Annotated in this window: 16 protein-coding genes; 11 read left to right on the forward strand and 5 right to left on the reverse strand. The window is 72.9% G+C overall.

Annotation, left to right across the window (positions count from 1 at the left end):
• The first annotated feature begins 161 nt into the window (after positions 1-161).
• The 3 genes from AC067A_RS30475 (at position 162) to AC067A_RS30485 (ending at position 3,973) form a co-directional block, all read left to right on the forward strand.
• Positions 162-398 carry a hypothetical protein gene (locus AC067A_RS30475; RefSeq protein ID WP_479245893.1) on the forward strand — a complete coding sequence of 79 codons (237 nt, stop codon included), beginning with the start codon at positions 162-164 and terminating at the stop codon, positions 396-398.
• A 156-nt stretch (positions 399-554) separates the two neighbouring features.
• Complete coding sequence (locus AC067A_RS30480; protein WP_479245894.1) at positions 555-2,705, forward strand: bifunctional polysaccharide deacetylase/glycosyltransferase family 2 protein; 2,151 nt, start codon at positions 555-557, stop codon at positions 2,703-2,705.
• Between the two features lie 2 nt (positions 2,706-2,707).
• The gene (locus tag AC067A_RS30485) at positions 2,708-3,973 is read left to right on the forward strand and encodes an acyltransferase family protein (RefSeq protein WP_479245896.1); all 1,266 of its coding nucleotides are present in this window, start codon (positions 2,708-2,710) and stop codon (positions 3,971-3,973) included.
• A 109-nt stretch (positions 3,974-4,082) separates the two neighbouring features.
• Here the strand turns inward: AC067A_RS30485 and AC067A_RS30490 are convergent, their stop codons facing one another.
• Together AC067A_RS30490 and AC067A_RS30495 are read right to left on the reverse strand one after the other, a co-directional pair.
• Positions 4,083-8,213, reverse strand: coding sequence for an nSTAND1 domain-containing NTPase (locus tag AC067A_RS30490; RefSeq protein ID WP_479245898.1), 4,131 nt, complete (start codon positions 8,211-8,213; stop codon positions 4,083-4,085).
• Between the two features lie 6 nt (positions 8,214-8,219).
• On the reverse strand, positions 8,220-8,564 hold the full coding sequence (locus AC067A_RS30495) for a CU044_2847 family protein (protein ID WP_479245900.1): 345 nt from the start codon (positions 8,562-8,564) through the stop codon (positions 8,220-8,222).
• 329 nt (positions 8,565-8,893) lie between these two features.
• On the opposite strand from AC067A_RS30495, the gene AC067A_RS30500 reads away from it, so the two are divergent.
• The 6 genes from AC067A_RS30500 (at position 8,894) to AC067A_RS30525 (ending at position 16,262) form a co-directional block, all read left to right on the forward strand.
• A complete protein-coding gene (locus AC067A_RS30500; protein ID WP_479245902.1) occupies positions 8,894-10,054 on the forward strand; it encodes an aminotransferase class V-fold PLP-dependent enzyme in 1,161 nt (386 codons plus the stop codon).
• Positions 10,039-11,373, forward strand: a complete 1,335-nt coding sequence (locus AC067A_RS30505) for an extracellular solute-binding protein (RefSeq protein WP_479245904.1) — start codon at positions 10,039-10,041, stop codon at positions 11,371-11,373. Before AC067A_RS30500 ends, AC067A_RS30505 begins: the two co-directional genes overlap by 16 nt.
• A gap of 3 nt (positions 11,374-11,376) precedes the next feature.
• Positions 11,377-12,357: a carbohydrate ABC transporter permease gene (locus tag AC067A_RS30510; RefSeq protein WP_479245906.1), complete on the forward strand. Its 981-nt coding sequence runs from the start codon at positions 11,377-11,379 to the stop codon at positions 12,355-12,357.
• Positions 12,354-13,169, forward strand: coding sequence for a carbohydrate ABC transporter permease (locus tag AC067A_RS30515; RefSeq protein ID WP_479245908.1), 816 nt, complete (start codon positions 12,354-12,356; stop codon positions 13,167-13,169). Before AC067A_RS30510 ends, AC067A_RS30515 begins: the two co-directional genes overlap by 4 nt.
• 4 nt (positions 13,170-13,173) lie before the next feature.
• Positions 13,174-15,168, forward strand: coding sequence for a glycoside hydrolase family 36 protein (locus tag AC067A_RS30520; RefSeq protein WP_479245910.1), 1,995 nt, complete (start codon positions 13,174-13,176; stop codon positions 15,166-15,168).
• Positions 15,169-15,233: 65 nt separating this feature from the next.
• On the forward strand, positions 15,234-16,262 hold the full coding sequence (locus AC067A_RS30525) for a LacI family DNA-binding transcriptional regulator (protein ID WP_479245912.1): 1,029 nt from the start codon (positions 15,234-15,236) through the stop codon (positions 16,260-16,262).
• A gap of 135 nt (positions 16,263-16,397) precedes the next feature.
• Here AC067A_RS30525 and AC067A_RS30530 read toward each other — a convergent pair whose 3' ends face one another.
• Positions 16,398-19,760: a S8 family peptidase gene (locus AC067A_RS30530; RefSeq protein WP_479245914.1), complete on the reverse strand. Its 3,363-nt coding sequence runs from the start codon at positions 19,758-19,760 to the stop codon at positions 16,398-16,400.
• 453 nt (positions 19,761-20,213) lie between these two features.
• On the opposite strand from AC067A_RS30530, the gene AC067A_RS30535 reads away from it, so the two are divergent.
• Complete coding sequence (locus tag AC067A_RS30535) at positions 20,214-20,783, forward strand: HutD/Ves family protein (RefSeq protein ID WP_479245916.1); 570 nt, start codon at positions 20,214-20,216, stop codon at positions 20,781-20,783.
• A gap of 7 nt (positions 20,784-20,790) precedes the next feature.
• Here the strand turns inward: AC067A_RS30535 and AC067A_RS30540 are convergent, their stop codons facing one another.
• The gene (locus AC067A_RS30540; protein WP_479245918.1) at positions 20,791-21,132 is read right to left on the reverse strand and encodes a hypothetical protein; all 342 of its coding nucleotides are present in this window, start codon (positions 21,130-21,132) and stop codon (positions 20,791-20,793) included.
• Entirely contained in the window at positions 21,120-21,731 is a 612-nt protein-coding gene (locus tag AC067A_RS30545) for an RNA polymerase sigma factor (protein ID WP_479245919.1), read from the reverse strand. Before AC067A_RS30545 ends, AC067A_RS30540 begins: the two co-directional genes overlap by 13 nt.
• Positions 21,732-22,110: 379 nt before the next feature.
• On the opposite strand from AC067A_RS30545, the gene AC067A_RS30550 reads away from it, so the two are divergent.
• Positions 22,111-23,273: DUF8189 domain-containing protein (locus AC067A_RS30550; RefSeq protein ID WP_479245921.1), on the forward strand; the 1,163-nt coding region annotated here is incomplete at its 3' end.

The raw sequence follows: 23,273 nt of genomic DNA on the forward strand, positions 1-23,273 counted from the left end.
CTGCGTCAAATGCGCACATCGCACACCAATCGATTCAGGTCATGCGCTACGGTCCGCTCTACGCTTCAGCGGTCTTCACACCCTGCACAAAAAGGCCACAAACAATGCGCCACGTCGCCATATCCTCCGGGCACGGGTCGGTCCACTCGGCACAGCCCGGCGTGGCCGAATCACGTCACGAGGAGCCTGCTCCGGCACCGGTGTTCGTCGACCAGTCGGGTCTGCGCAGCCGTCTGCTGCGGCGCTTCGGCTGGCCGGTCTCCGTGGTCGGCGCGATCCTGGCGGCCGCCATGGGCAGCAGCCTGATCGGCATGCAGTCGGAGGCCCCGGCGATGGGGATACCGCCGAAACCCGCGTACTTGCCGGCCAGGGGGCCCTTGTCGCCCTCCTGGCCCTAGAGGGCGCGGTCTGCGACCCCCACCGAAAAAGTTCGGCCATCACGCCGAACGTCGCGACATTCCACGGCATACCGCGACCATCGTGCCGCCCGGAGCAACGCCCGCGGGCCGGCCGAGCGTGCTGATCGTCTGCACCACCCATCTCCAGGAGCGCCCTTGTCCCGCCACCAGCGTCGTCGGCATTCCCTGCTGAGACCGCGCCGACTGGCCGCGCCACCGCTGCGCTTCTTCATGCCGCTGTCCCTGCTGGCCTGCCTGCTCGCGCTCCTCGTCCTCCGCGGCCTCGCCACCAACGAGGCGTTCCACGACACCCGGATCGCGACCTCGGTCGACAAGAAGACCGTGCCGGAGAACCTGCTCAAGGGCGGCCCGATCATCGACGCGCGCGGCGACAGGAACGAGCGCCCCGTGAGCTATCGGATCCCCGACCGCACCGTGGTCCTGAGCTTCGACGACGGCCCCTCGCCGGAGTGGACCCCGAAGATCCTGGACGTGCTCGAGGCCCACGACGTCCACGCGGTCTTCTTCGTGACCGGCGCGATGACCACGCGCCACCCGGAGCTGATCCGGCAGATCGTCGCGGGCGGCCACGAGATCGGCGTGCACACCTTCACCCACCCCGACCTGGTGTACCAGTCCAAAACCCGGATCAGCTGGGAGCTGGCGCAGACGCAGCTGGCGCTGGCCGGCGTCGCGGGCGTCCACAGCGCGCTGTTCCGCCCGCCGTACTCCTCCGACGCCTCGGCGCTCGACGACTGGAACTACCCGGTGATCAAGTACGTGGGTTCCCACGGCTACCTCACCGCGTTCATCGACCGCGACACCGACGACTGGAAGCGTCCCGGCGTCGACGCGATCGTCAAGGCGGCGATGCCGCGCAAGCCCGGCGCGGGCGAGCTGGTCCTGCTGCACGACGCGGGTGGCGACCGCACCGAGACCATCGCCGCTCTCGAGCAGATCATCGTGAAGCTGCAAGGCGAGGGGTACCGCTTCGCCACCGTCTCCGAGGCGCTCGGCGCCACCGACGCCACCGTGCCGGTGCACGGCTACCAGCTGTGGGCGGGCAAGTGCTTCATCTGGGCCAGCAAGGCCGCCGTGCTCACCCTGCCGGTGCTGGTCGCGCTGCTGGCCGTCGTCGGCTTCCTCAACTTCGGCCGGTTCGCGCTGATGCTCGTCCTCGCGCCGCTCCACGCCCGGCGCTCCCGGCGACGGGACGCGTGGGGTCCACCCGTCACCGAGCCGGTCACCGTCCTCGTCCCGGCCTACAACGAGCGCGAGTGCATCGCGAACACCCTCAACTCCCTGATCGCCAGTGACCATCCGATCGAGGTGATCGTCATCGACGACGGCTCCACGGACGGCACCGCGGACATCGTCGAGGAGATGAACCTGCCGTTCGTCCGGCTGATCCGCAAGGTCAACGGCGGCAAGTCCAGCGCGCTCAACACCGGCATAGCGGCCGCGTCGCACGACATCGTCGTGATGATGGACGGCGACACCGTCTTCGAGCCGTCCACCGTGCGCGAGCTGGTCCAGCCCTTCGGCGACCGGGGGATCGGCGCGGTCGCGGGCAACGCCAAGGTCGGCAACCGCGACAGCCTGATCGGCGCCTGGCAGCACATCGAGTACGTCCTCGGCCACAACCTGGACCGCCGGATGTACGACATGCTCAACGTCATCCCGACCATCCCCGGCGCGGTCGGCGCCTTCCGCAAGGAGGCGCTGCGGCGGGTCGGCGGGATGAGCGACGACACCCTCGCCGAGGACACCGACATCACCATGGCGGTGCTCTGCGACGGCTGGCGGATCGTCTACGCCGAGCGCGCCCGCGCCTGGACCGAGGCCCCCGCCAGCATCCAGCAGCTCTGGTCCCAGCGGTACCGCTGGAGCTACGGCAGCATGCAGGCGATGTGGAAGCACCGGCGCGCCGTGGTCTCCCGGGGTCCGGCCGGGCGCTTCGGCCGGATCGGGCTGCCCCTCGTCGTGCTGTTCGGCGTGGTCGCCCCGCTGCTCGCGCCGCTGGTCGACATGTTCCTGCTGTACGGCGTGCTGTTCGCGGACGCCCCGATCACCCTCGCCAGCTGGGGCGGCTTCATCCTGCTCCAGGCCGTGCTGTCCTGGTACGCCTTCCGGCTCGACGGCGAGAAGCCCCTGCATCTGATCAGCCTGCCGATCCAGCAACTGGTCTACCGGCAGCTGATGTACATCGTCCTGTTGCAGTCCACGATCACGGCGCTGACCGGTGGCCGACTGCGCTGGCAGAAGCTCCGGCGCACCGGCGAGGTCGCCGCACCGGTGGAGGCCTGACCATGACCGCATCCTTCGAGTTCAGGGGCACCCAGGACACCGTCCGGCTGAGGATCCCCGTCGCTCTGCGACGGGAGTCCCAGCCGGAACCGGAGCCGGAGCCGTCGACACCGGCCCCGCGCAAGGGCGGCCGGGACCGCTACCTCGACCTGCTGCGCGCGCTGGCGCTGGTCCGTGTGGTGATCTACCACAACTTCGGCTGGTTCTGGCTGCCCATCGTCTTCCCGTCGATGGGCGTGATGTTCGCGCTGGCCGGGTCGCTGATGACACGCTCGCTCAGCCGTCCCGCCCTGGGCGTCATCCGGGGCCGTATGCGCCGGCTGCTGCCGCCGATGTGGCTGTTCGGCGCGGTCATCCTCACCCTGGAGATCGTCGACGGCTGGGGGCCCGACGCCGAGGGGCATCCCCACTGGTGGTGGGGCAAGCTGCTGTTCTGGCTCGTGCCGCTGAGCACTCCGCCGTACGCCGAATCACTGAACGGCTTCGACCACCTCGTGGGGCAGGGCTGGGCAGTGCAGGTCGTCGTCCCGCTCTGGTACCTCCGCGCGTACCTCTGGTACGTCCTGCTCTCACCGCTGCTGTTGTGGGCGCTGCGGCGGATGCCGGTGGTGACGCTGTCCGCGCCCATCGCTCTGACGATCGTGCTGAACACCTTCTTCATCGACCAGGAGTTCCTCTACGGCCGGGTCTGGGAGAACCTCAGCGACTTCGCCATGTTCGGCTCCTGCTGGATCCTCGGCATGGCTCACCAGGAGGGCCTGCTCAAGAAGATCCCGCAGTACGTCCTGCCGTCCGTCGCGCCGCTGATCATGGTGGCCGGCTGGTGGTACCTGCAGACCCGACCGGTCGATCCGACCGTGCACACCGACATCGAGAGCTGGCCGATCGCCCAGGCCCTGTGGTCCTTCGGCTTCGTCGCCATCCTGCTCCACGTCAGTCCCTCCTGGGAACAGTGGCCCCGACCGCTGGAACGCTGGAACGGTCTGATCAGCCTGCTCAACTCACGAGCGGTCAGCGTCTACCTCTGGCACCAGGTCGCGCTGGTGGCCGCCATCCCGCTGATCGACCCCCTCTGGACCGTCGGCTTCTTCTACGAGCACTTCCAGTGGCTGCTGATGAGCCAGTGGTTCCCGCTGCTGGTGGCGATCCCCCTGACCGGACTGCTGGTGCTGACCTTCGGCTGGATGGAGGACGTGGCCGCGAAGCGCTCCCCGCGGCTCTTCCCGTACCCGCGCCGCGTGCGGGGCAGGCGCCGGGCCGGTACCTGACGCGGGCCGTCCGAACCGCGGACGCGCGGGTTCCTCCGGCTCGGTCGGGGGCCGGGCGTTCGGGGCGCACTCGATGTGCGCGAACCTCGTGAGGCCCCTGGGCAGGGCGTCAGCCGGACGGGCACACCGGGGCGGTCGACCCGTCCGACAGGTAGGCCGTGCGTTCCTGCGGCGTCAGGTCCCGGCCGACGTTGCCGCAGACGGCGGCGAGGGCCGCGTCGGGCTGGGGGAGGTCGGTGCTCCACAGCCGCACGGTGAAGTCGGCGCCGCCGGTGGCGAGGGTGTGGCCGTCGGGGCTGAAGGCCAGCCCGAACACGGCGTCCGAGTGTCCGATCAGTGTGGTGCGGGGCTTGCCGGACGCGACGTCCCAGAGCCGTACGGAGGTGTCGATGCTGCCCGTGGCGAGGGTGCGGCCGTCGGGGCTGAAGGCGACCGCCTGGACCTGGTCGGTGTGTCCGATCAGTGTGGTGCGGGTGCTGCCCGACGCGATGTCCCACAGTCGGACGGTGCGGTCGTTGCCCGCCGACGCGAGGGCCGTTCCGTCCGGGCTGAAGGCCACCGAGTCCACCTGGTCCGTGTGTCCCTTCAGGAACACACGGTTCGCACCCGTGTCCGTGTCCCACAGACCCACCCTGGTGTCGCCGGACGCGGTGGCGAGCGTCTTGCCGTCGGGGCTGAACGCCAATCCGTTGACCCCGTCGGTATGGCCCTCGAGGACGGCGTAGGACGTGCGCGTGCGCAGGTCCCACAGCCGCACGGTGTAGTCGGCACTGGCGGTCGCGAGGGTGTGGCCGTCGGGACTGAAGGCCGCCGCGTTCACAGCGTCCCCGTGCTCGGTCCATGACTCGAGCATCCTGCCCGTTCGCGCGTCCCACAGCCTGACGGCTCCGCTCCAGTCGCCCGTCGCCACGGTGGCGCCATCGGGGCTGACGGCGACGGCACTGACCGAGGCGCCGTCGTTCCCGGGCAAGGTGGCCCGGACCGCTCCGCTGCGGACGTCCGACAGATGGGCGGTCGCGTCCAGACTTCCGGTGGCGAGGGTGCGGCCGTCCGGCGTGAACGCCACGGACATGACGGCGCCGGTGTGTCCCGCCCGGGGGGCCCGCACCACACCGGAGGACATGTCCCACAGCCGCACCGTGCGGTCCAGGCCGCCCGAGGCGAGCTTGTGTCCGTCGGGGCTGAACGCGAGCGCGTTGACGTCGTTCGTGTGGCCGATCAGGCCCGTGAGGGCCACGCCGGTGGCCGCGTCCCAGAGCTGCACGGTGTTGTCGTCCCCGGTGGCCACGGTGTGGCCGTCGGGGCTGAACGCCACCGCCTCCGGGGTGCCCTGGGCCTGGGAGTCGCGGCTTTCCCAGGTGGCCGGGTCCCACACCCGCAGGACACCGTCACCACTGACGCTGGCGAGGCTTCCGTCGGGGCCGAACGCCACGTCGTGCACCTCGCCCTGCAACGGTTCCAGTTTCCTGCCCGCCTTGCCGAGGTCGACATCCCACAGCCGCACGGTCAGGTCATCGCCGCCAGTGGCAATGGTGTCTCCGTCGGGGCTGAACGCCACGGAGTACACAATCCCTTCGTGCCCTTCGAAGTTCTCGCGCAGTGCGCCCGTGTCCGCGTCCCACAGCTGCGCCTTTCCGTCCGTGTTGCCGGTCGCGAAGGTGCTTCCGTCGGGGCTGAACGCCAACGCGGCCACCGAGGCCGAGGGTTTGGCGATGACGGTACGGAAGCTGCCGTCCGCCGCGTTCCACAGCCGCACGGTCCCGTCCTCTCCGCCCGTGGCGATGGTGTCGCCGTCAGGACTGAACGCCAACGCGTACACCTCGCCGGTGTGCCCCTTCCGAGTGGCGCGGAGCGTGCCGTCGTCCGTGTTCCACAGCCGCAGGGTCCGGTCGTCCCCCACGGAGGCGAGCGTCTTTCCGTCGGGGCTGAAGGCCACTTGGCGGACGGAATCGGTGTGACCGGCCAGGCGCTGGTGCTTCGGCAGCGCCGCCGCGTTCAGCAGGGCCTCCCGAGACTCCGCGTTGTGGTGGGTCCGGTAGGCCCGTACGGCCAGCAGCGAGGCGAGTTCGGGGTTGGTCCCGATGAGCTCGGCCGACTCCGCGGCGAGCTGTCGTGCCTGGGCCGCCTGGCCGGCGGTGACCGCGGCCCGCCATTGCCACAGCGCTCCTCCGACGGCGACGAGGGCGAGCACCAGCAGGGTGGCGAGCACCGTGTTGAGGCGTCTGCTGCGCCGGATGACGGCGTGCTGGCGGTCCTTGCTGGCGGTGAGGAAGGTCGTGATGTCGCCGGGCATACGGTGCTTGCGCGACAAGTCGAGGCCTTCCGCGAGTGCCGTGCCCGCCAGCAGGTCGCCGGGGTCCTTCGTCTCGGCCCAGCGGGCCCGGCGCTCGCGGGTGCGGTCGAGCCACTCGTTGAAGCGGTGGTCCTGGACGAGCCAGTCGTGCAGGGTGCCCCAGTCGCGGATGAGCGCGTCGTGGATCAGTTCGGCCACCGGTCGGCGGGCAGGGCCGCCCGCGTCCTCCGAGGCGGCGGGTGTCTGGGTGGTGATGATCCGGTGGCGGGCCAGGGCGGCGATCACGTCGTCGGCGTCCTGGTGGCCGTCGGTCGCCTTGTCGGGGTCGCCGGCCAGGTCGCGGAGTTCGTCGAGCGGGACCTGGGCGCGTACGGCGGGGGCGCGGCGGCGGGGGTCCTCGGGGCGGACCAGGGACGTCAGGATGCGCCGGGCGACGGGGCGCTGAACATCGGACAGCTGCTCGATCGCGGTGTCGCACCACAAGGTCAGGCTGCCGCTGACCGCTCCGATGCGGTGGTAGGCGTCGTGGGTGAGGTATCCGTCCTCGCGCCGGTCCCACAACTGCTCGAGGGTGAGCTCCAGCAGGGGGAGGACCGTGGCGGGCACCTGGCCCTGGGTGCGCCCGTCGGGGGTGGTGGCCAGGACGTCGGTGATGAGCTGCTCGGGCAGTCCGGCCTGGAAGCGGGCTCCGACGTCGGCCGCGGGCAGGGTGATGATGTCGTGCAGGTCCTTTCGGCTCAGGGTGTTGGGCACGTTGAGCAGCCCCGGCGTGGCGGCTTCCAGCAACACGGGTGCCTGTGAGGCGAGTTGGGGGTAGAAGTCGTCGCGCATGACCAGGATCACCCTGAGCCGGGCGTTCTCGTCGACCGCCGTCGCGAGCTGTCGCGCGACGGGGACGCCGTCCGGCTGCCGCCCTTCGTCCGGGGCGGGGGTGAACAGCTCCTCGAACTGGTCGACGACGATCACGACGCGTCCGCCGTCGGGCTCGGCCGCGAGCCGACGGGCGACCGCCGCGCCGAGCCCGTCGGTGACGGCTCCGGGGAGTCCGGCGCGCTCGAGTTCGGCCGGCAGGTCCTGCCGCGGCCGGGCGAGGACGGGTGACCAGCGGTCGCTGCCCGGCAGCTCGCCCGCCGCGAGGGCGCGCAGCACGCCCGCCTGGACCAGGGACGACTTGCCCGACCCCGACGGGCCGAGGAGGAGTGTCAGCCGCCGCTGCCGGGCCAGGCTCGCCATGACCTGCTGTACGGCGTCGTTCCGGCCCTTGAACCATCGCGCGTGTTCCCTGGTGAACGACTCCAGGCCGCGGTACGGGCAGATGCTCTGCGCGGTCAGTTCCGGGAGGACCTCCCGCAGGGTCTCGGTGGGGGTGACGTAGGCGATGCCCTGGCCCCGTTCGAAGGCGTCGGGCGCGGTGATCTCGGTGAGCATGCCGACGACGAGGCCGGTCTTCTCGTCGAGGACCGGCCCGCCGCTGAAGCCGGTGGTGAGGTCGTTGGCGTCGGTCAGTTGCAGGTGGGGTCCCCTGTCGCCGGTGTCCGGCAGCACGTCGCCGGCCTCGCCGTAGCCGAAGTGCCCTTCCGGCGGGGCCTGCGCGGGGAACCCGAAGGATCGGACGCGGTGCCCCCGGCAGTCCGCCGCGGCGCCCAGTGGCAGGGGGCCGGCCCCGGCCGGCAGGTGGGGCAGCCGGACGACCGCCACGTCCTCGGCGTCGGGGCCGCGCCACGCGCCGTCGAGGACCCGGCCCTCGAACCGGGTCGCACGGGCGCTCTCGGCGCGGGGGAAGGTCGCCACGACCTCCATGCCGGGGCCGCTTCCCGCCGCCTCGACGACGTGTGCGCAGGTGACGAGGAGCTCCTCGGTCACCAGGAAGCCCGCGCCCGCCACCCTCCCGTCCGGTCCGTGGATCCGGGCCACGGAGCCGGCAGGTCCCTTCGTGGTTCCGGGCATCGTGGATCAGTCCTCGTCCTCGGGTGGAGGCGGCCCGATGGCCTCGCGCTCCCAGGACACGGTCACCTTGAGATGGCCGTCGGCCCGGCTCTTCGTGATCACCGCCCCGGCCTCGACCGCGAGGTCCACGCCGAACTCGACCGTGATCGCGTCCGGCCTTGCCTTGCGCAGTTGTCGAAGCGTCGCGCGGGCGGCCTCCGTCACGGGCTCCAGGGAGGTCTGCAGCGTCGTCGGCAGCTCACGCATGGCGTCGCCGATGCGTCCGGCCTTCACCGGCCCGCCCGTCGCGGACGAGTCCTCGACCAGGAGGGAGCCCCCGCCTTCCAAAGGGATTCGAGTCAGCGATGTCACAACGCGCCTCCTCCGTACGCTGGGCTGGCGGTGCCGGCAGCCGCGCTCGACGGTGGTGGGCGGATTCGCCCGGGGCTCATAGCCAGCGTCCCCGCTTTCGGTGTCCGCCGCATCCCGGACCGCGTCCCGGTCCGTTCGCCACCCGAAGGCGCGCCCGGAGACCGCCGTCCGGCCATCCCGGCGCCCGTGTCGCCCCTTGGCGGATGCGGTTGCGCGACCCCTTGCCGGGGCGGGTTCGGGACTCTACTGTGAACCTTCAAATCCCAGGACACTCATGACCCTGGCCTCTGTGGGGACTATTTTTGAACGATCAAATTCATGAAGGGCCGGTGCCCGGCTACCTCGACCACGCGAGGGTCGGGCCGCTGGAAGAGGCGGCCGTGCGGGCGCTCGTCGGGGCGGTGGGGCTGGCCGAGCGGTCCGGGCCGGGGGAGTTGGAGAAGCTGTTCGCGCTCAGTGACGCGGCGCGGGCGTCGGCGGCTCGACTTCTCGGGGCACGGGCCGAAGAGGTCGCGCTCGCGCCCTCCACCAGCCACGGCCTGTTCGCCGTGGCCGCAGGGTTGCGGGGGCCGGGAGCGGTGCTGGTGCCGAGGGACGAGTTTCCCGCCAACGTCTACCCGTGGCTCCGGTTCGCGGGCAGGGGAGGGCCGGAGGTGCGACTCGTCGAGCCGGACGAGGGACGGCACATCACTCCGGAACTGCTGCGCCGTCACCTGACGCCCGAGGTCGGTGCGCTGGCCGTCAGCGCCGTCGACTCGCTTTCCGGACACGTGGCGCCGCTGGCCGCGCTCAAGGAGGTGCTGGGGCCGGACCGGCTGCTGATCGTCGACGCCATCCAGGGGCTCGGTGCCGTGCCGCTGGAGACGGAGGCCGCCGACGTCCTGGTCAGCGGCGGGCAGAAGTGGCTGCGGGCCGGCTGGGGGGCGGCGCTGCTGCTGGTCCGGGACCGGTGCGCGGAGCGGCTGGAGCCCGGGCTCGGGGGCTGGGCCGGCGTCACGGACCCGTTCGCGGAGCGGCACCCGGCGCCGTCGTTGCCCGGGGCCGCCGCGCACCTCGCGACCAACCCGGACTTCCCGGCGGCCGCGGCGCTCGGCGCGGCCGTCGACGGGCTGCTCGCGGGGGGCGGCCCGGCCGTGGTCGGCGCCCGGATCCGCGACGTGCTCGCCGAGTTGCTCGACCGGGCGCGCCGGGCGGGGGCCGAGGTCCTGCTCGACGGGCTCGGACGGCGGGAGCGGGCGGGCATCGGCGCCTTCCGCCTGCCCGGTCACGACCCCGCCGCCGTGCACCACGCGCTCGAGGCGGCCGGGGTGATCACCACGCGCCGCGGCGAGTGGATCCGGCTCTCGCCCCACGCCTCCACCCCGGACGCCGCCGCGGACCTGTTCGCCGACGTGCTGGGGACGCTCGCCCGGGGCGCGTCCCGCCCCCGTACCCGTACGACCGCCCACACCCCCACCCACACCCAGGAGTCGACATGTCCCACCACCTGAAGCGACGTCAGGTCCTGCACCTCGCCGCCGCCTCCGCCGCCGGATTCGGTCTCGCCGCCTGCGGTGACGGCGGATCGGGTGCCGGCGCGGCGGGCGCCGACGGCGACAGCGGTCCGATCACCGTGTGGAGCTGGACCACCGCGGCCGAGGCGCTGCGCGGGGTCGTCCCCTCCTTCGAGCGGGACAACCCCGGGATCAAGGTCGAGGTGCAGGACCTCGGCAACCCGGCGATCTGGGACAAGATCACCGTCGGGCTCGCCTCGGGCGGCAAGGGACTCGCCGACGTCCTCCACATAGGCGTCGACTACCTCCCCGGCTACCTGGAGAAGTTCCCCGCGGGCCTCGCGGACCTGTCCAGACTCGGCGCCGACCGGCACAAGGACGCCTTCGTGCAGGGTCTGTGGCCGACCGTCGTGGGCAAGGACGGAGCGGTCCACGCCCTGCCGTGGGAGGTCAACCCCCTCGGCCTGTTCTACCGGCACGACTACTTCGAGAAGGCGGGCGTCGATCCCGCCTCCCTCGGCAGCTGGGACGACCTGATCGCCGCCGGGCCGAGGATCCGCGCCGCCACCGGCGCCCAGCTGCTCGGCCTCGACAAGCCGGGCACCACCCAGGACATGGACTTCTTCCAGAACCTGATGCAGCTCCAGGGGGCTTTCTACTTCGACGGCGAGGGCAGGGTCACGCTCGACTCGCCGCAGGCCGTCCACGCTCTCACCGTCATCAAGCGGCTCAACGACGCCGGCCTCCTCGCCGACACCGCCGGCCAGGGCACCTGGAAGCGCCTCGTCGGCCAGGGCAAGCTCGCCACCGTTCCTTACCCCGCCTGGGCCGTCGAGTACCTGGCCACCAAGTTCCCCGCCCAGAGCGGCAAGTGGCGCGTGATGCAGCCGCCCGCCGCCGTGCCCGGCGGAGGACGCAGCGCCATCGTCAACTCCACCTATCTGACGGTCTCCGCGACCGGCAAGCGCCGCAAGGCCGCCTGGCGTTTCGTCGAGTACGCGCTCACCAGGCCGGCCGAGATCAACCGGATGTTCGTCTCCGGCGGCGTGTTCCCCGCCCTCAAGGCGGCCTACGCCGACCCGAGGTTCAGCGCACCGCACCCCTTCTACGGCGGTCAGTCCGTGCTGCGCTCGTTCGTCGACACGCTCGGCTCCGGTGCGGACGCGACGAACTTCACCGGCGACTACAGCCGCGCCCTGAAGCTGGCGAGCGACGCCCAGAGCCAGGTCCTGATCAAGGGCGCCGACCCGGCCGACGCCCTGAAGGCCGCGGCCAGGCAGCTCGCCCAGCAGACCGGCCGGAAGCAGGCGGGCTGACCCATGTCCCTCGCCCCGCCCGAACGCGCTCCCGCCACCGGGGCCGCGACCGCACCCGCGTCCACCGGTCCCGCCGGTCGCGGCGCCCGCCGCCCCGCCGGCCCCGACCGGCCGGGCCGGCGCCGGCTGCTGACCCGTACCTCCGTCCCGTACCTGCTGATCATGCCCGCCGTCCTGGGCTTCGCCGTCTTCAAGGCCTACCCCATCGCCGCCTCGTTCTGGATCAGCCTCACCACCGGCAACGGCGACACCCAGCGGTTCACCGGGCTCGCCAACTACCGGCGCCTCCTGGGGGACCCGCTCTTCTGGACCGCGCTCCGGAACACGGGACTGATCCTGGTCGTCCAGGTGCCGCTGATGCTCGGCCTCGCCCTGCTCGTCGCCCTCGGCCTCGACTCGGCAAGGGTCCGGCTGCGCGCCCTGTGGCGGCTCGGGGTGTTCGTCCCGTCGCTGACCGGCCTGGTCGCCGCCGGCGTGATGTTCTCCGTCATCCTCAACCGGGATGCCGGACTGCTGAACTGGGTCCTCTCCCTCGTCGGCATCGACCCGGTGAACTGGCTCGGCAGCCCCTTCTGGGCCCGCGTCGGCATCGTCCTCGTGATCACCTGGCACTACACCGGCTACAACGCGGTGATGTACCTCGCGGGCCTGCAGGGCATCCCGAAGGAGCTGTACGAGGCCGCGATGGTCGACGGCGCGGGACCGGTCCGCCGCTTCTTCTCCATCACCCTTCCCCAGCTGCGGCCGATCCTCCTCCTCACCGTGGTGCTCTCCACCATCGGCACCCTCCAGCTCTTCGACGAGCCGTACGTCCTCACCGGCGGCGGCCCCGACAACGCCACCCTCACGGTCACCATGTACCTCTACGACAACGGCTTCACGTACTTCGACTTCGGCTACGCCTCGGCCCTCGCCTACGCCCTCGCGACGATCGTGTCCGTCCTCGGCATCCTCCAGGTCCGCCTGATGGGAGAGCGCCGGTGAAGGCCCGCGGCCTCCTGACGACCCTGCTGCTCGCGGGCGCCTTCGGGCTCTGCGTCGGCCCCTTCTACTGGCTCGCGATGGCCGCCACACAGGACGACAGGGACGTGTTCTCCTGGCCGCCGAAGCTGCTCCCCGGCGGCCACCTCATGGAGAACCTCCAAGGTCTCCAGGAGTCCATCGGGCTCACCCGCGTCCTCCTCAACAGCGTCCTGGTGGCAGGCGTCCAGACCGTCGGCGCCGTCGTCGTCTCGGTCCTCGCGGGCTACGCCTTCGCGAAGTTCGACTTCCGCGGACGCGACCTGTTCTTCGTCCTGCTGCTCAGCACCCTGGTCATCCCCGACACGGTCATGCTGATCCCGATCTTCCAGATGATGACGGAACTCGGTCTCATCGACACCTACCAGTCCGTCATCCTGCCCGGCCTCGTCACCCCGTTCGGCATCTTCCTCATGCGGCAGGCGCTGCGGTCCATGCCGGACGAACTCCTGGACGCGGCCCGCGTCGACGGCGCCGGCGAACTGCGCGTGCTGTGCCGGATCGTCATTCCGGTCAACCGGCCGATCATCGCGGCGCTCGCGCTGTTCGTCTTCCTCGGCGGCTGGAACCAGTTCGTCTGGCCGCTGATCGCCCTGCGCAGCCCCGAGATGTACACGCTGCCCGTGGCCACCGCGACCCTGCAGGGGCTCTCGACGACCAACTACGCGCAGGTGCTGCTCGCCGGCGCGATCGCCGCCGTCCCCGTCATGGCCCTCTTCCTCGTCCTGCAACGCCAGTTCATCTCCGGCCTGCTGGCCGGGGCGACCAAGGAGTGACCACGTGACCACCGCACCGGACACCGCCGCGGAGCAGCCCGTCCCCGCCTGGCGGCCGAACACGCCGGCCGGGGACCGCCCCGGCACCGTCGTCCACCGGCAGCTCCGCACCGAGCTGCACCACCCCACCGGCGCCCCGCTCGTCGTCCACCTCACCGGCCCCGGCGGCCGGAAGTGGGAGCCCACCGCCACCCGGATCGCCGACGGCGTGGCGCTCGTCGAGGTCACGGCGACGGACAGCGTCACCGTCCGCGCCGAATGGCGCGTCCCCTGCGTCGGGGCCACCGCCTACTGGACCCCGGACACCGACGCCTCCCGCTGGCTGCCGCCGTCCTGGATCGCCCCCCGGACCGTGTCGCTCGCCCTGGGCGCCCCCGTCGCCAGCCTGGTCGGCACCCACGACCGCGCCGTGTGCACGGCGGCGGCCGGCGAGACGGCCGCGCCCGTGCGGGTGGGCGCCGGCGTGGTGGAGGAGAGCGGTGAGTTCGCCTTCACCGTCGAGCAGGAACTCACCCCGGACGGGCCGCCGTTGCGGCTGCGCATCGACGTCAGCGGGCGCCACTTCGCCGCCACCCTGCGGGACGTCACCGCCTGGTGGGCCGAGGGCGCCCGCCACCCCGGCGTCGCCCCCGCCGCACGGATGCCCGCGTACTCCACCTGGTACAGCCTCCACCAGAACGTCGACACCGCCTCGGTGGAACGCCAGGCCGCCCTGGCCGCGGCCATCGGCTGCGAGAGCGTCATCGTCGACGACGGCTGGCAGACCGCCGACCGCACGCGGGGATACGGACACTGCGGCGACTGGGAGCCCAACCCCGAGGCCTTCCCCGACCCCGCGGCCCACGTCGCCGAGGTCCACCGCCTCGGGCTCGCCTACCTCCTCTGGTACGCGCTGCCGTTCATCGGCCGGCGGAACGAGGCCTGGGACCGCTTCAAGGGCCTGACCCTGCGCGAGGAGCCCCACCTGGACGCGGCCGTGCTCGACCCCCGCCACCCCGACGTGCGCGCCCACCTGATCGAACGGGTCTCCCGCGCCGTCGAGGAGTGGGGCACGGACGGCGTGAAGCTCGACTTCATCGACCGCTTCGCCGTCGCCGACCCGCCGCCCGCGCCGCCCGGCGCCGACCACGCCACCGTCCACGAAGGCGTACGCCGACTCCTCGCCGACCTCGACGCCCGGCTGCGCCGCACCCGGCCCGACGTGATCGTCGAGCACCGCCAGCCGTACGTCAGCCCGGGGCTCTGGCCGTACGCCACCATGGTCCGGGCCACCGACTGCCCGCTCAGCCCCGCCGAGAACCGCCAGCGCACCGTCGACTGCCGGCTCGTCGCGGGCCCCCTCGCCGTCCACGCCGACATGATCATGTGGAACGCCGCGGAGACGCCCGAGGCCGTGGCCGTCCACCTGGTCAACGCCCTGTTCTCGGTGCCGCAGGTCTCCGTCGACCTCGGCGCCCAGACCCCCGACCAGCTCGCCACCCTCGGCTTCTGGCTCGGCGTCTTCCGCCGGTACGCCGACGTCCTCCAGCTCGGCGCCTTGGAACCCGCCCGCCCGGACCTCGGCTACCCCCTGGTCCGCGCCCGCGGCCACCGCACCACGGTGGTCGCCCGCTACGCGCCGCTGCCCGTCGCCCTCACGGACGGAGACGGCCTGGACGGGGACGGACCGGGCGGAGACGGACCGGGCGGAGACGGCCTGGGCGTACACGGACCGGGCGGGGACGGCGGCCTCGGCGGACACGGACCGGGCGGAGATCCCCTGGGCCGGGACGTGGCGGACGGCGGGCAGGCGGTCGGCGGCCCCCGGACCCTCCTCGTCGCCAACGCGGACGCCGACCCCGTGGTCCTCCTCGTCGCCGACCGGCCCGAACGGGCCCTCGCCCGCGTCCAGGACTGCCGTGGTGAGATCCTGTCCGAGACCGTGCTCGACCTCGTCGCCGGCGTGAACCCGGTGACCGTGCCGACCGGCGGCCTGCTCACCCTGACGCGCGAGCGCTGAACGACGGGGGCTGTGGGCGGCCGTCCGCCGCCCACAGCCCGCCGCCCACCGCCCCCAGAGGAACGATGACCGCTCGACAGGTGACCATCGAGGACGTCGCACGGACGGCGGGAGTCTCCCGCCAGACCGTCTCCAACGCCCTCAACGCCCCCCACCGGCTGCGCGCGACCACCCTCGCCCGGGTCACCGCCGCCATCGAGGAGCTCGGCTACCAGCCCGACCAGTCCGCCCGCAGCCTGCGCACCGGCACCCGCAAGGTCATCGGCTATCCCGCCCCGGCCGACAATCCCGCCGACCCCAACCCGCTGATGGGCGGCTTCCTCCAGGCGCTGGTCAGCGCCGCCGACGCCGTGGGCCACCGCGTCCTGCTGTTCCGCTGCGACCCCCAGCGGGGTGCCGGGGCGGTCGCCAAGTCCTTCAACGGGCTGATCGCCGCCCGCCAGGTCGACGGGTTCGTCCTCTCCGACGTCGTGCACGACGACCCCCGGGTCGACGTCCTCAGCGAGGCCGGGTTCCCGTTCGCCGCCTTCGGCCGCACGGCCCCCGGCCGCCCGCAGAACTGGGTGGACATCGACTCCGCCGCGGCCACCGCCGAGCTGGTCGGCCGCCTGCTCGACCAGGGGCACCGCCGGATCTGCTACGTCAACTCCGCCGCCTCCCTGCCGTGGCTCGCCGACCGCAGGGCCGGCCTGCTCCAGGCCGGGGCCGCCGCACCCGACGGAGCCTTCGAGGTCGGCGTCCCCGACGACGACCCCGCCGCGCTCTCCCACGCCGTCCGGCGCCTGCTCACGGGCCCCGACCGTCCGACCGCCCTCGTCTGCGCGAGCGACTGGCTCGCCCTCTCCGCCTACCAGGCCGTCCGCGCGGCCGGGCTCACCGTCGGCACCGACGTCGCCGTCACCGGCTTCAACGACCTTCCGCTCTGCACGCTGCTCCAGCCCGCCCTCACCAGCGTGCGCCTTCCCCTGGCCGGCATCGCCCACGCCCTCGTCGACCGGCTGATCACCGCGGTCGAGAACCCCGCCGCCGCGCCGAAGAGCGGACTGCTGCTCCCGGCCGAGCCGGTACTGCGGGCCAGCACGCCGACCCGCTAGAGGGTGCCCCGTGGGTCTGCCGGGCTCGCGGGCCGATCGGCCGGCCACCCCCGGGAACACCCGAGGTGCCGGGGAGCGTTCACGAACGCTCCCCGGCACCTCGTCCTGCTTCCCCCGCTTCCTACCGCGGCGTCGTCACTTGCCGAGCCAGGCGTTGTGGATCTTCAGCGTGGACGTGTTGCCCTGCTTGTCCGTGACCTCGGCGGAGAGCGAGATGCCGCTGTCCTTCGCCGGGTTCCGCACGGAGATCCCGCCGTCGACGACCCGCACGCGCTGCCAGGTCTTCCCGTCGTCGTAACTCACGGACACGGTGAGCGACTTGAGGTTCTTCCCGGCCGCCGAGCCCTGCACGGTCACCGGGACGACGACCGTCCGGCCCGCCGGGGCGCGCGTGGAGAGGTCGACGGGGGCCGCGAAGCGGACCGTGGAGACGGGCAGCGCGGTGGTGGCCGTGACCTGCCGCGAACGGAACGTGAAACCGGTCTCGATCCGGGTCGAGACCGGGGAGGCCTTCACGGGGCGCTCCACCGAGGTCGTCAGCCGGTACTCGGCGTCGGCGGCGTCGACCGTGAACGGACGCGCGCCGCTCAGCGGGTCGTCGTTCTCGGCGACCTCGACGCCGTCGCGGAACAGCGTCGACGTGACGGAGGTGTACGGGACGGTCCCGACGTGCCCCTTCCCGTCGGCGACCAGGGGCACCGCGCCGACGAGCCGCTGCTCGCCCGTGGCCGGGTCGGGAGCGGTGCGGAAGACGCCCGTGCCCTTGCCCAGACGCGGGCCGAAGACACCGGTGCCGAAGGTCTCGCCGTACGTCCGGCCCGCCTCGTACCGCTTCGGCGCGACCATCTCGTACGCGCCCTCGAAGGCCGGGTAGCCCCACTCGTCGCGCTCGCCGAGCTGGTTGTACCGGGTGAGCCAGGTGGCGCCGTCGGCGGTGGAGACGTAGAAGGTACGCGTGCCCGGCGCGGGCTGCTGATCCGAGAACCCGTTGCCCTCCGGGGCTCCCGGGAGGTGGGCGTACGGGGAGGCGAGCACGGTCTTGCCGGGGGCGGGAGCGCCGAGACGGACCTTGACGGTGGCCAGCTCGTTCGCCTTCACGTGCCGGGTGTAGCCGGTCGCGACCGTGCTGGTCCTGCCGCCGAACGCCACCGCGTACTGGCTGGTGGCGTCCTTGACGAAGTGCGCGTCCCAGGTCTGCAGGAGGGAGCCGTCGGTGATCGCGGGGCCCATGTGGGCGGTGCGGAAGCCGGTGAAGCCCCGGAGGACCCAGCCGTTGCCGACGCGCCCGGTCTCGGTGTCGACCTCGTAGTACGTCCCCGCGTAGTCGGCCTTGTCGATGCCGGGCACGGTGAGGTCCACCGGCCTGGTGGTGCGCGCGTCGGCGACGACGTCGGTGTCGCCGGAGACCTCCAGCTTCGGCTGGGCGATCCAGTCGGTGCCGGCGGCGTAGTCCGACGGGTCCTGGTAGACGGCCGTGTTGAACGTGTACGTGCCCTTCGGCACCCGGATCGTGTGGACGCCCGGCTCGCTGTCGATGCGGGCGTCGAAGCCCGCGGCGGCCCCGCCGACGCCGGTCAGGGTGCTGGTGAAGTTCAGGGCGTCGGCGCCGTCGCGCCCGAGCGTCCGGACGGTGAGGTCGTACGACTCCGCCTCCCGCACGGCCACCGCGGCGGACCGGACGGACCGGCCCGCGCCGGTGGCGGTGACGTAGCCCGTGTAGGTGCCGTCGGCGTCGCCGATCCTGGTGTCGGCGATCAGGTCGACCTCGGCCGTGCCGCCGGCGGGCACGGTCACCTCCGGGGCGCCGAGCGTGAGGAAGCCGGCCGGGGCCGGCCTGCCCGACGGGTCGAGCGCGGACACCGAGAGGTCGAGGGTGACGTCCTCGGCCCCGAGGTTGCGGTAGGAGACCTTCCGGGTGACGGGCTTGTCGTCGGCGTGCGGCCAGAGAGCCGTGCCGAAGTTCAGCGACACCGGTTCGGCGACGACGCTCTGGGCGAGCGCCCTGTCGACCCGGATCCGGCCCGTGCCCTGCTGGAACGGGGTGAGGTCGCCGCCCGTGGCGGAGCCGGTCAGCGCGCCCTTGAGCTCGGCGGCCTTCCAGTCCGGGTGCCGCTGCTTCAGGATCGCGGCGGCGCCCGCGACGTGCGGGGTGGCCATGGAGGTGCCGTCGAGCTGGAGGTATCCGGGCGCGGGATGCGGAGTGCCGGGGCGCGTGTCGAGGGCGCTGCCCGGGGCGGCGGCCGCGGTGACGGCGACGCCGGGCGCGGTCACGTCCGGCTTGACGCCGCCGTCGCCGGCGCGCGGGCCGGTGCTGGAGAAGGGCGCGAGCCGGTCGTCCTTGTCGACGGCGCCGACGGTGAGCGCGGCGTCCGCGCTGCCCGGCGAACCCACCGACGACGGACCGGACTCGCCCTCGTTGCCCGCCGCGACGGCGAACAGGATCCCCTTCTCGGCGGACAGCCGGTCGACGGTCTCCTCCAGCGGGTCGACGCCGGGACTGTCGGGGCCTCCGAGGCTGAGGTTGACCACGTCCGCGCCCTCGGCGGCGGCCCATTCCATGCCCGCGATGACGGCGGAGTCGTCCCCGTACCCCTCGTCGTCGAGGACCTTTCCGCTGATCACCTCGGCGCCGGGGGCGACGCCCTTGTACCGGCCGCCGGACTTGGCGCCGGTGCCCGCGGCGATCGACGCGACGTGCGTGCCGTGCCCGACACGGTCCACGGCGTCGGCGGAGGCGGAGAAGTTCCGTTCGCCGACGACCTGGGTCCTGAGGTCTTCGTGGGTCCTGTCGACGCCGGTGTCGAGGACGGCGATCTTCACGCCGGTGCCGTCGAACCCTGACGCCCACGCCTTGTCGGCGCCGATCTGCCGGACGCCGCTGTCGAGGCGCGCGCCGCGCACCCCGTCCAGCCACACCCTGGCGATGCCGGACGCGGCGACGCGCGCGGCGGTGCCGCGCCGGTCGGTGAGCGCGTCCCACACCCGGGCCAGGTCGTCCGGGGAGGTACGGACGGCGTCGGCGCCGAGGGTCGGGAACGTGCGCTGCAGCCGGGTGTCACCGGCCGCGCGCACCTCGGCCCGGGCCGCGCCGGCGGCACCTCCTTCGTACTGCACGATCAGCTTCAGGCCGGCGCCGTGGCTCTTGCGCAGCCGCGGGTCGGTGAGCACGTCGAGGTCGAAGAGCCGCTGGTCGAGGCGGCCCGTGGCGATCAGGCGCTCGGCGTCGGCGGGCACCACGAGGGTGTGGTCCCCGGTGCGCCGCACCTGGACGGGTATGTGCTCACGGCCCCGGGCGGGCTCGAAGCCCACCATCCGGCGCCGGGCGTCCACCGTCACGTGGTCACCGGTGACGAGCGGGATCCGCCGGTCGCCGTCGAGGCGCGTGGTCAGCGGGGTCGTCGCCGTGTTCGTGGCGATGGCGGTCGCGGGGCCGGTCATGCCGGCGACCAGGGCCACCGAGGTGGCGGCTGTGACGGTGAAGGCGCGTGCTCGCTTCACATGTGCGCGCAAGTCTCCCCCAGGAGCTTGGGATGAGGTCGAGTGGTCGGGTTCCGGATCGGCGGCGCGAGGGCGCCGGCCGCCGGTCAGCGCAGTATGGGAGCCGGGGGAGGGGTGATCAACGCGGGTACGGACCACGGCGGCCGAGTCGCCTGGTTTCCGGCCAACCTGGCGGCCCGGAGTGTGATGGGACGACGACGGCGCCGTGACGGAGCCGCGACGCCCCGACGATGCTTCCGCGACGACGGCGCCCGCCGGCCCCTCCGGACCGCGCTCCGGGCCAGGCGCCGCCCGCCTTCCCGGGTGCGGCGGCCGCGGGGTCGGAGCGAGCCCGTCCTCTTGGCCGTATCCGCACCCACCGGGAACGGACCCGCGTCCGGGTGTGGTCACCGGGCCGTCGCGGGGGGCCGCATAGACTCCGCACCCGTACCGCACCCCAGCCCCGGAGCCCGTATGCACCCCTTCGATGTCGAGACCCTGACGGCGGGCCGCTGGCGCAACGGCGGGGGCGCCACCCGGGAGATCGTGTCGCGGCCGGTCGGCGCCGAGGGGTTCGCGTGGCGGGCGAGCGTCGCCGACATCGACCGCGACGGGCCGTTCTCGGCGTTCCCCGGCGTCGACCGGACGCTCACCCTCCTGGCGGGCGACGGCGTGCGGCTGGCCTCGCCCGGCGCGTTCGACCGGCTCCTGGCACGGGTGGGCGAGCCCTTCGCCTTCTCCGGCGACCTGGAGCTGAGCGCCGAACTCCCGGGCGGTGCCTGCCGGGTGCTCAACCTGATGGTGCGCCGCGGCAGCCGTACGGCCCGGGTGGACCGGGTCACCGGCCCCGTCGACCCGGCCGCCGGCCACGCCGGGGTGCTCTACGTGCTGCGCGGCCGATGGCAGGCGGGCGCCGAGGGGCGTGTCATCGCCGCGGGCCAGGGCGTGTGGTGGGACGCGGACGACGAAGCGCCGGGCCGAGCGGTCACCCCGCTCTCGCCCGACGCCGCCGCCCTGTGGGCGGATGTCGCGCCCGTGAGGTGAGTGCGCGTCAGTCCACGGGCGCCTTGGACAGCGTGCAGACGCCGTCCGCGCACCGGCGCTCCAGCCGGCCGCGCGAGACGGTCTGCGCCAGGCCCACCATCCAGCAGGTGGGACAGCCGCGGAAGGCGATCAGGGCCAGCGGGGCCGCCAGCAGGGTGACCGGGCCGGCGACGGGCACCAGGGCGATCGAGCCGATGATCAGCCCGAAGCCGATGACCCCGCGCGCCAGGTGACGGGGGACGGACTTGCTGGCGAAGTCCGGGCCGGGCGCCTGGGCCTTCCGTACGGCGGCCCGGCCGGTCGTGCCCCGCGCGGCTGTCACGGGCTTCACGGTGTTCAGGGTGTCCACGATGACGGGTCTCCTTCGACTGTCCGGTCGTCGGTGGTTCGGACGGGTGAGGGCTCGGTCGTCGCCAGGGAACGGCGCAGGGTGCCGCGCGCCCTGTGCAGCCGCGACTTCATCGCCGCGTTGCTCAGGCCGAGCGCGTGGGCGACGGTCCTGCCGGGCAGCCCCTGGACGTCCCGCATGATCAGGACCTGCCGCTGCTCGCGCGGAAGGGCGCCGACCGCGGCCGCGATGCGTTCCGCCTCCAGCCTGCGCAGCACGGCCTCCTCGGCGGACGGTTCCGCGGACGCCTCCGGCTCCTCGGGCGCCCCGTCGTCCCGCGACACGAGCAGCCGTACCTGCCGGAGGCATTCGTTGCGCACGATCCGGAACATCCACGAGGCGAGCGCGCCGGACGCCCGCAGGGTGCCGATCTTCCGGTAGAGGATGATCAGCGCCTCCTGCGCGGCGTCCTCCGCGTCCTGCGGAGAGGCGCACAACGACAGCGCGAACTTGCGCACATGGGGCTGCGACTCCATGACGACGGTGGTGAGCGAGGTGACGTCGCCGTCCTGGGCGGCCCTGATCAGCCGCTCGTCCGGCCAGCGAAAGCGTGGGTTCATGTGTTCCTCGTATCCGGAAGGCTCCGCGCGCGGGTATCTCGTCAGCTTCGGCTCCTGTAGCGGCGCGTCAGGTGCCAGCCGCACGCGCCCACGAGCAGAACTCCGATCACTGCGATGCCGGTGATCATCATGGGTGGTCCTCCCGGTTCTGTCGGCCCTGTCGGCCGGTACGCGGATAAGAGGCGCCGGGACCCGCAGAGGATTCGCCTCCGGCCGGAGTTCTTTCGGCGGAGCACCGACGCTCCGCGCAGGACCGGCCCGCCTGTCACTCCGGAGCGTTCCGGATGCCCTGTCCGGCGGGCCCGCCCCTACCGTGTCGACGGCGTCCGCCGCACCGCCCATCCGGGTCCCCTCCGCATTCGCGACAGAAAGGCTCGCCATGGCAAGAGATGTCCTGCGCCGCGCGCTCACCAGGCTGGCCGTCGTGGCCGGTGTCTGGGCGGTGGTCGTCGGCATGACCGCCCCGGCGGCCCTGGCCCAGCGCACGCCGGCACCGGGGCCGGGCAAGGACCGGTCGGGCGTCTCCCGGTACTTCGGCGGCCCGGAGGGGTTCGCCATTCCGACCGTTCCCTGTGATCCGGCGGGTCCGTCGGCGACCGACGGCGTCCTGGCCGACCAGCTCAACCCGCAGCTGCACGCCAAGATGGCCGGCCATCTCGACGCGTACAGGATGTCGTGCGCGCGGATGGTCACGCAGGCGGTCAAGGACCGGGGTCTCAACCCGAGGGCCGCCGCCATCGCCATCGCCACGATCATCGTGGAGAGCAGCATGAACAACTACTCCCAGGCCGTCGACTACACCAGCCTCGGCCTGTTCCAGCAGCAGGACTGGTGGGGGTCGCGCGAGGAGCGCCTGGACCCGGTCCACGCCACCAACACCTTCTTCGACGAGGTGGAACGGCAGTACCCGGGCGGCTCGTGGAACGACGAGGCGATCGGCGACGTGTGCTGGAACGTCCAGCGGCCGCGGGAGGACCTCCGCTACCTGTACGGCGTCGAGGCGGGCGACGCGACCGTCATCGCCAACGCGCTGTGGGCCGGCGCGGCCAAGGGCCCCAAGCACCCGTACGCCTCCGGGCGGGTGGTCTCCGGGCGGTCGGCGGACGGACGCCTGGAGGCCTTCGCGGCCGGTGCCGACGGCGTGTACCACTCCTGGCAGACCGAGGTGAACGGCGGCTGGTCGCCCTGGCAGTCCAAGGGCGGACCGCGGAACGCGCAGCTGGCGGTGGCGTCCAACGCGGACGGCCGGCTCGAGCTGTTCGCGTTGTCGGACGGCACGTTCGACCACATGTGGCAGACGGCGCCGAGTGCGGGCTGGTCGGGCTGGGCGAACTTCGGCGGGGGCGGCCACCGGCTCGCGGCGGGCACCAACGCCGACGGCCGCATCGAGGTCTTCGCCTCCAACTCCACCGGCGTCTACCACCGCTGGCAGACCGCGCCCAGTGGCGGCTGGTCCGGCTGGGAGGGCACCGGCGGCGGCCCGGCCGACGCGCGCCTGGCGATGGAGAACGCGCCCGACGGCCGCCTGGAGGTCTTCGCGCT

This window comes from Streptomyces sp. NPDC043176, assembly GCF_056436715.1.

Excerpts from the sequence above, each read along its gene's own strand:
- AC067A_RS30535 (WP_479245916.1), top strand. The coding sequence starts at position 20,214 with ATGCACCCCTTCGATGTCGAGACCCTGACGGCGGGCCGCTGGCGCAAC.
- AC067A_RS30485 (WP_479245896.1), top strand. The coding sequence starts at position 2,708 with ATGACCGCATCCTTCGAGTTCAGGGGCACCCAGGACACCGTCCGGCTG.
- AC067A_RS30505 (WP_479245904.1), top strand. The coding sequence starts at position 10,039 with ATGTCCCACCACCTGAAGCGACGTCAGGTCCTGCACCTCGCCGCCGCC.
- AC067A_RS30510 (WP_479245906.1), top strand. The coding sequence starts at position 11,377 with ATGTCCCTCGCCCCGCCCGAACGCGCTCCCGCCACCGGGGCCGCGACC.
- AC067A_RS30490 (WP_479245898.1), bottom strand. The coding sequence starts at position 8,213 with ATGCCCGGAACCACGAAGGGACCTGCCGGCTCCGTGGCCCGGATCCAC.
- AC067A_RS30525 (WP_479245912.1), top strand. The coding sequence starts at position 15,234 with ATGACCGCTCGACAGGTGACCATCGAGGACGTCGCACGGACGGCGGGA.
- AC067A_RS30545 (WP_479245919.1), bottom strand. The coding sequence starts at position 21,731 with ATGAACCCACGCTTTCGCTGGCCGGACGAGCGGCTGATCAGGGCCGCC.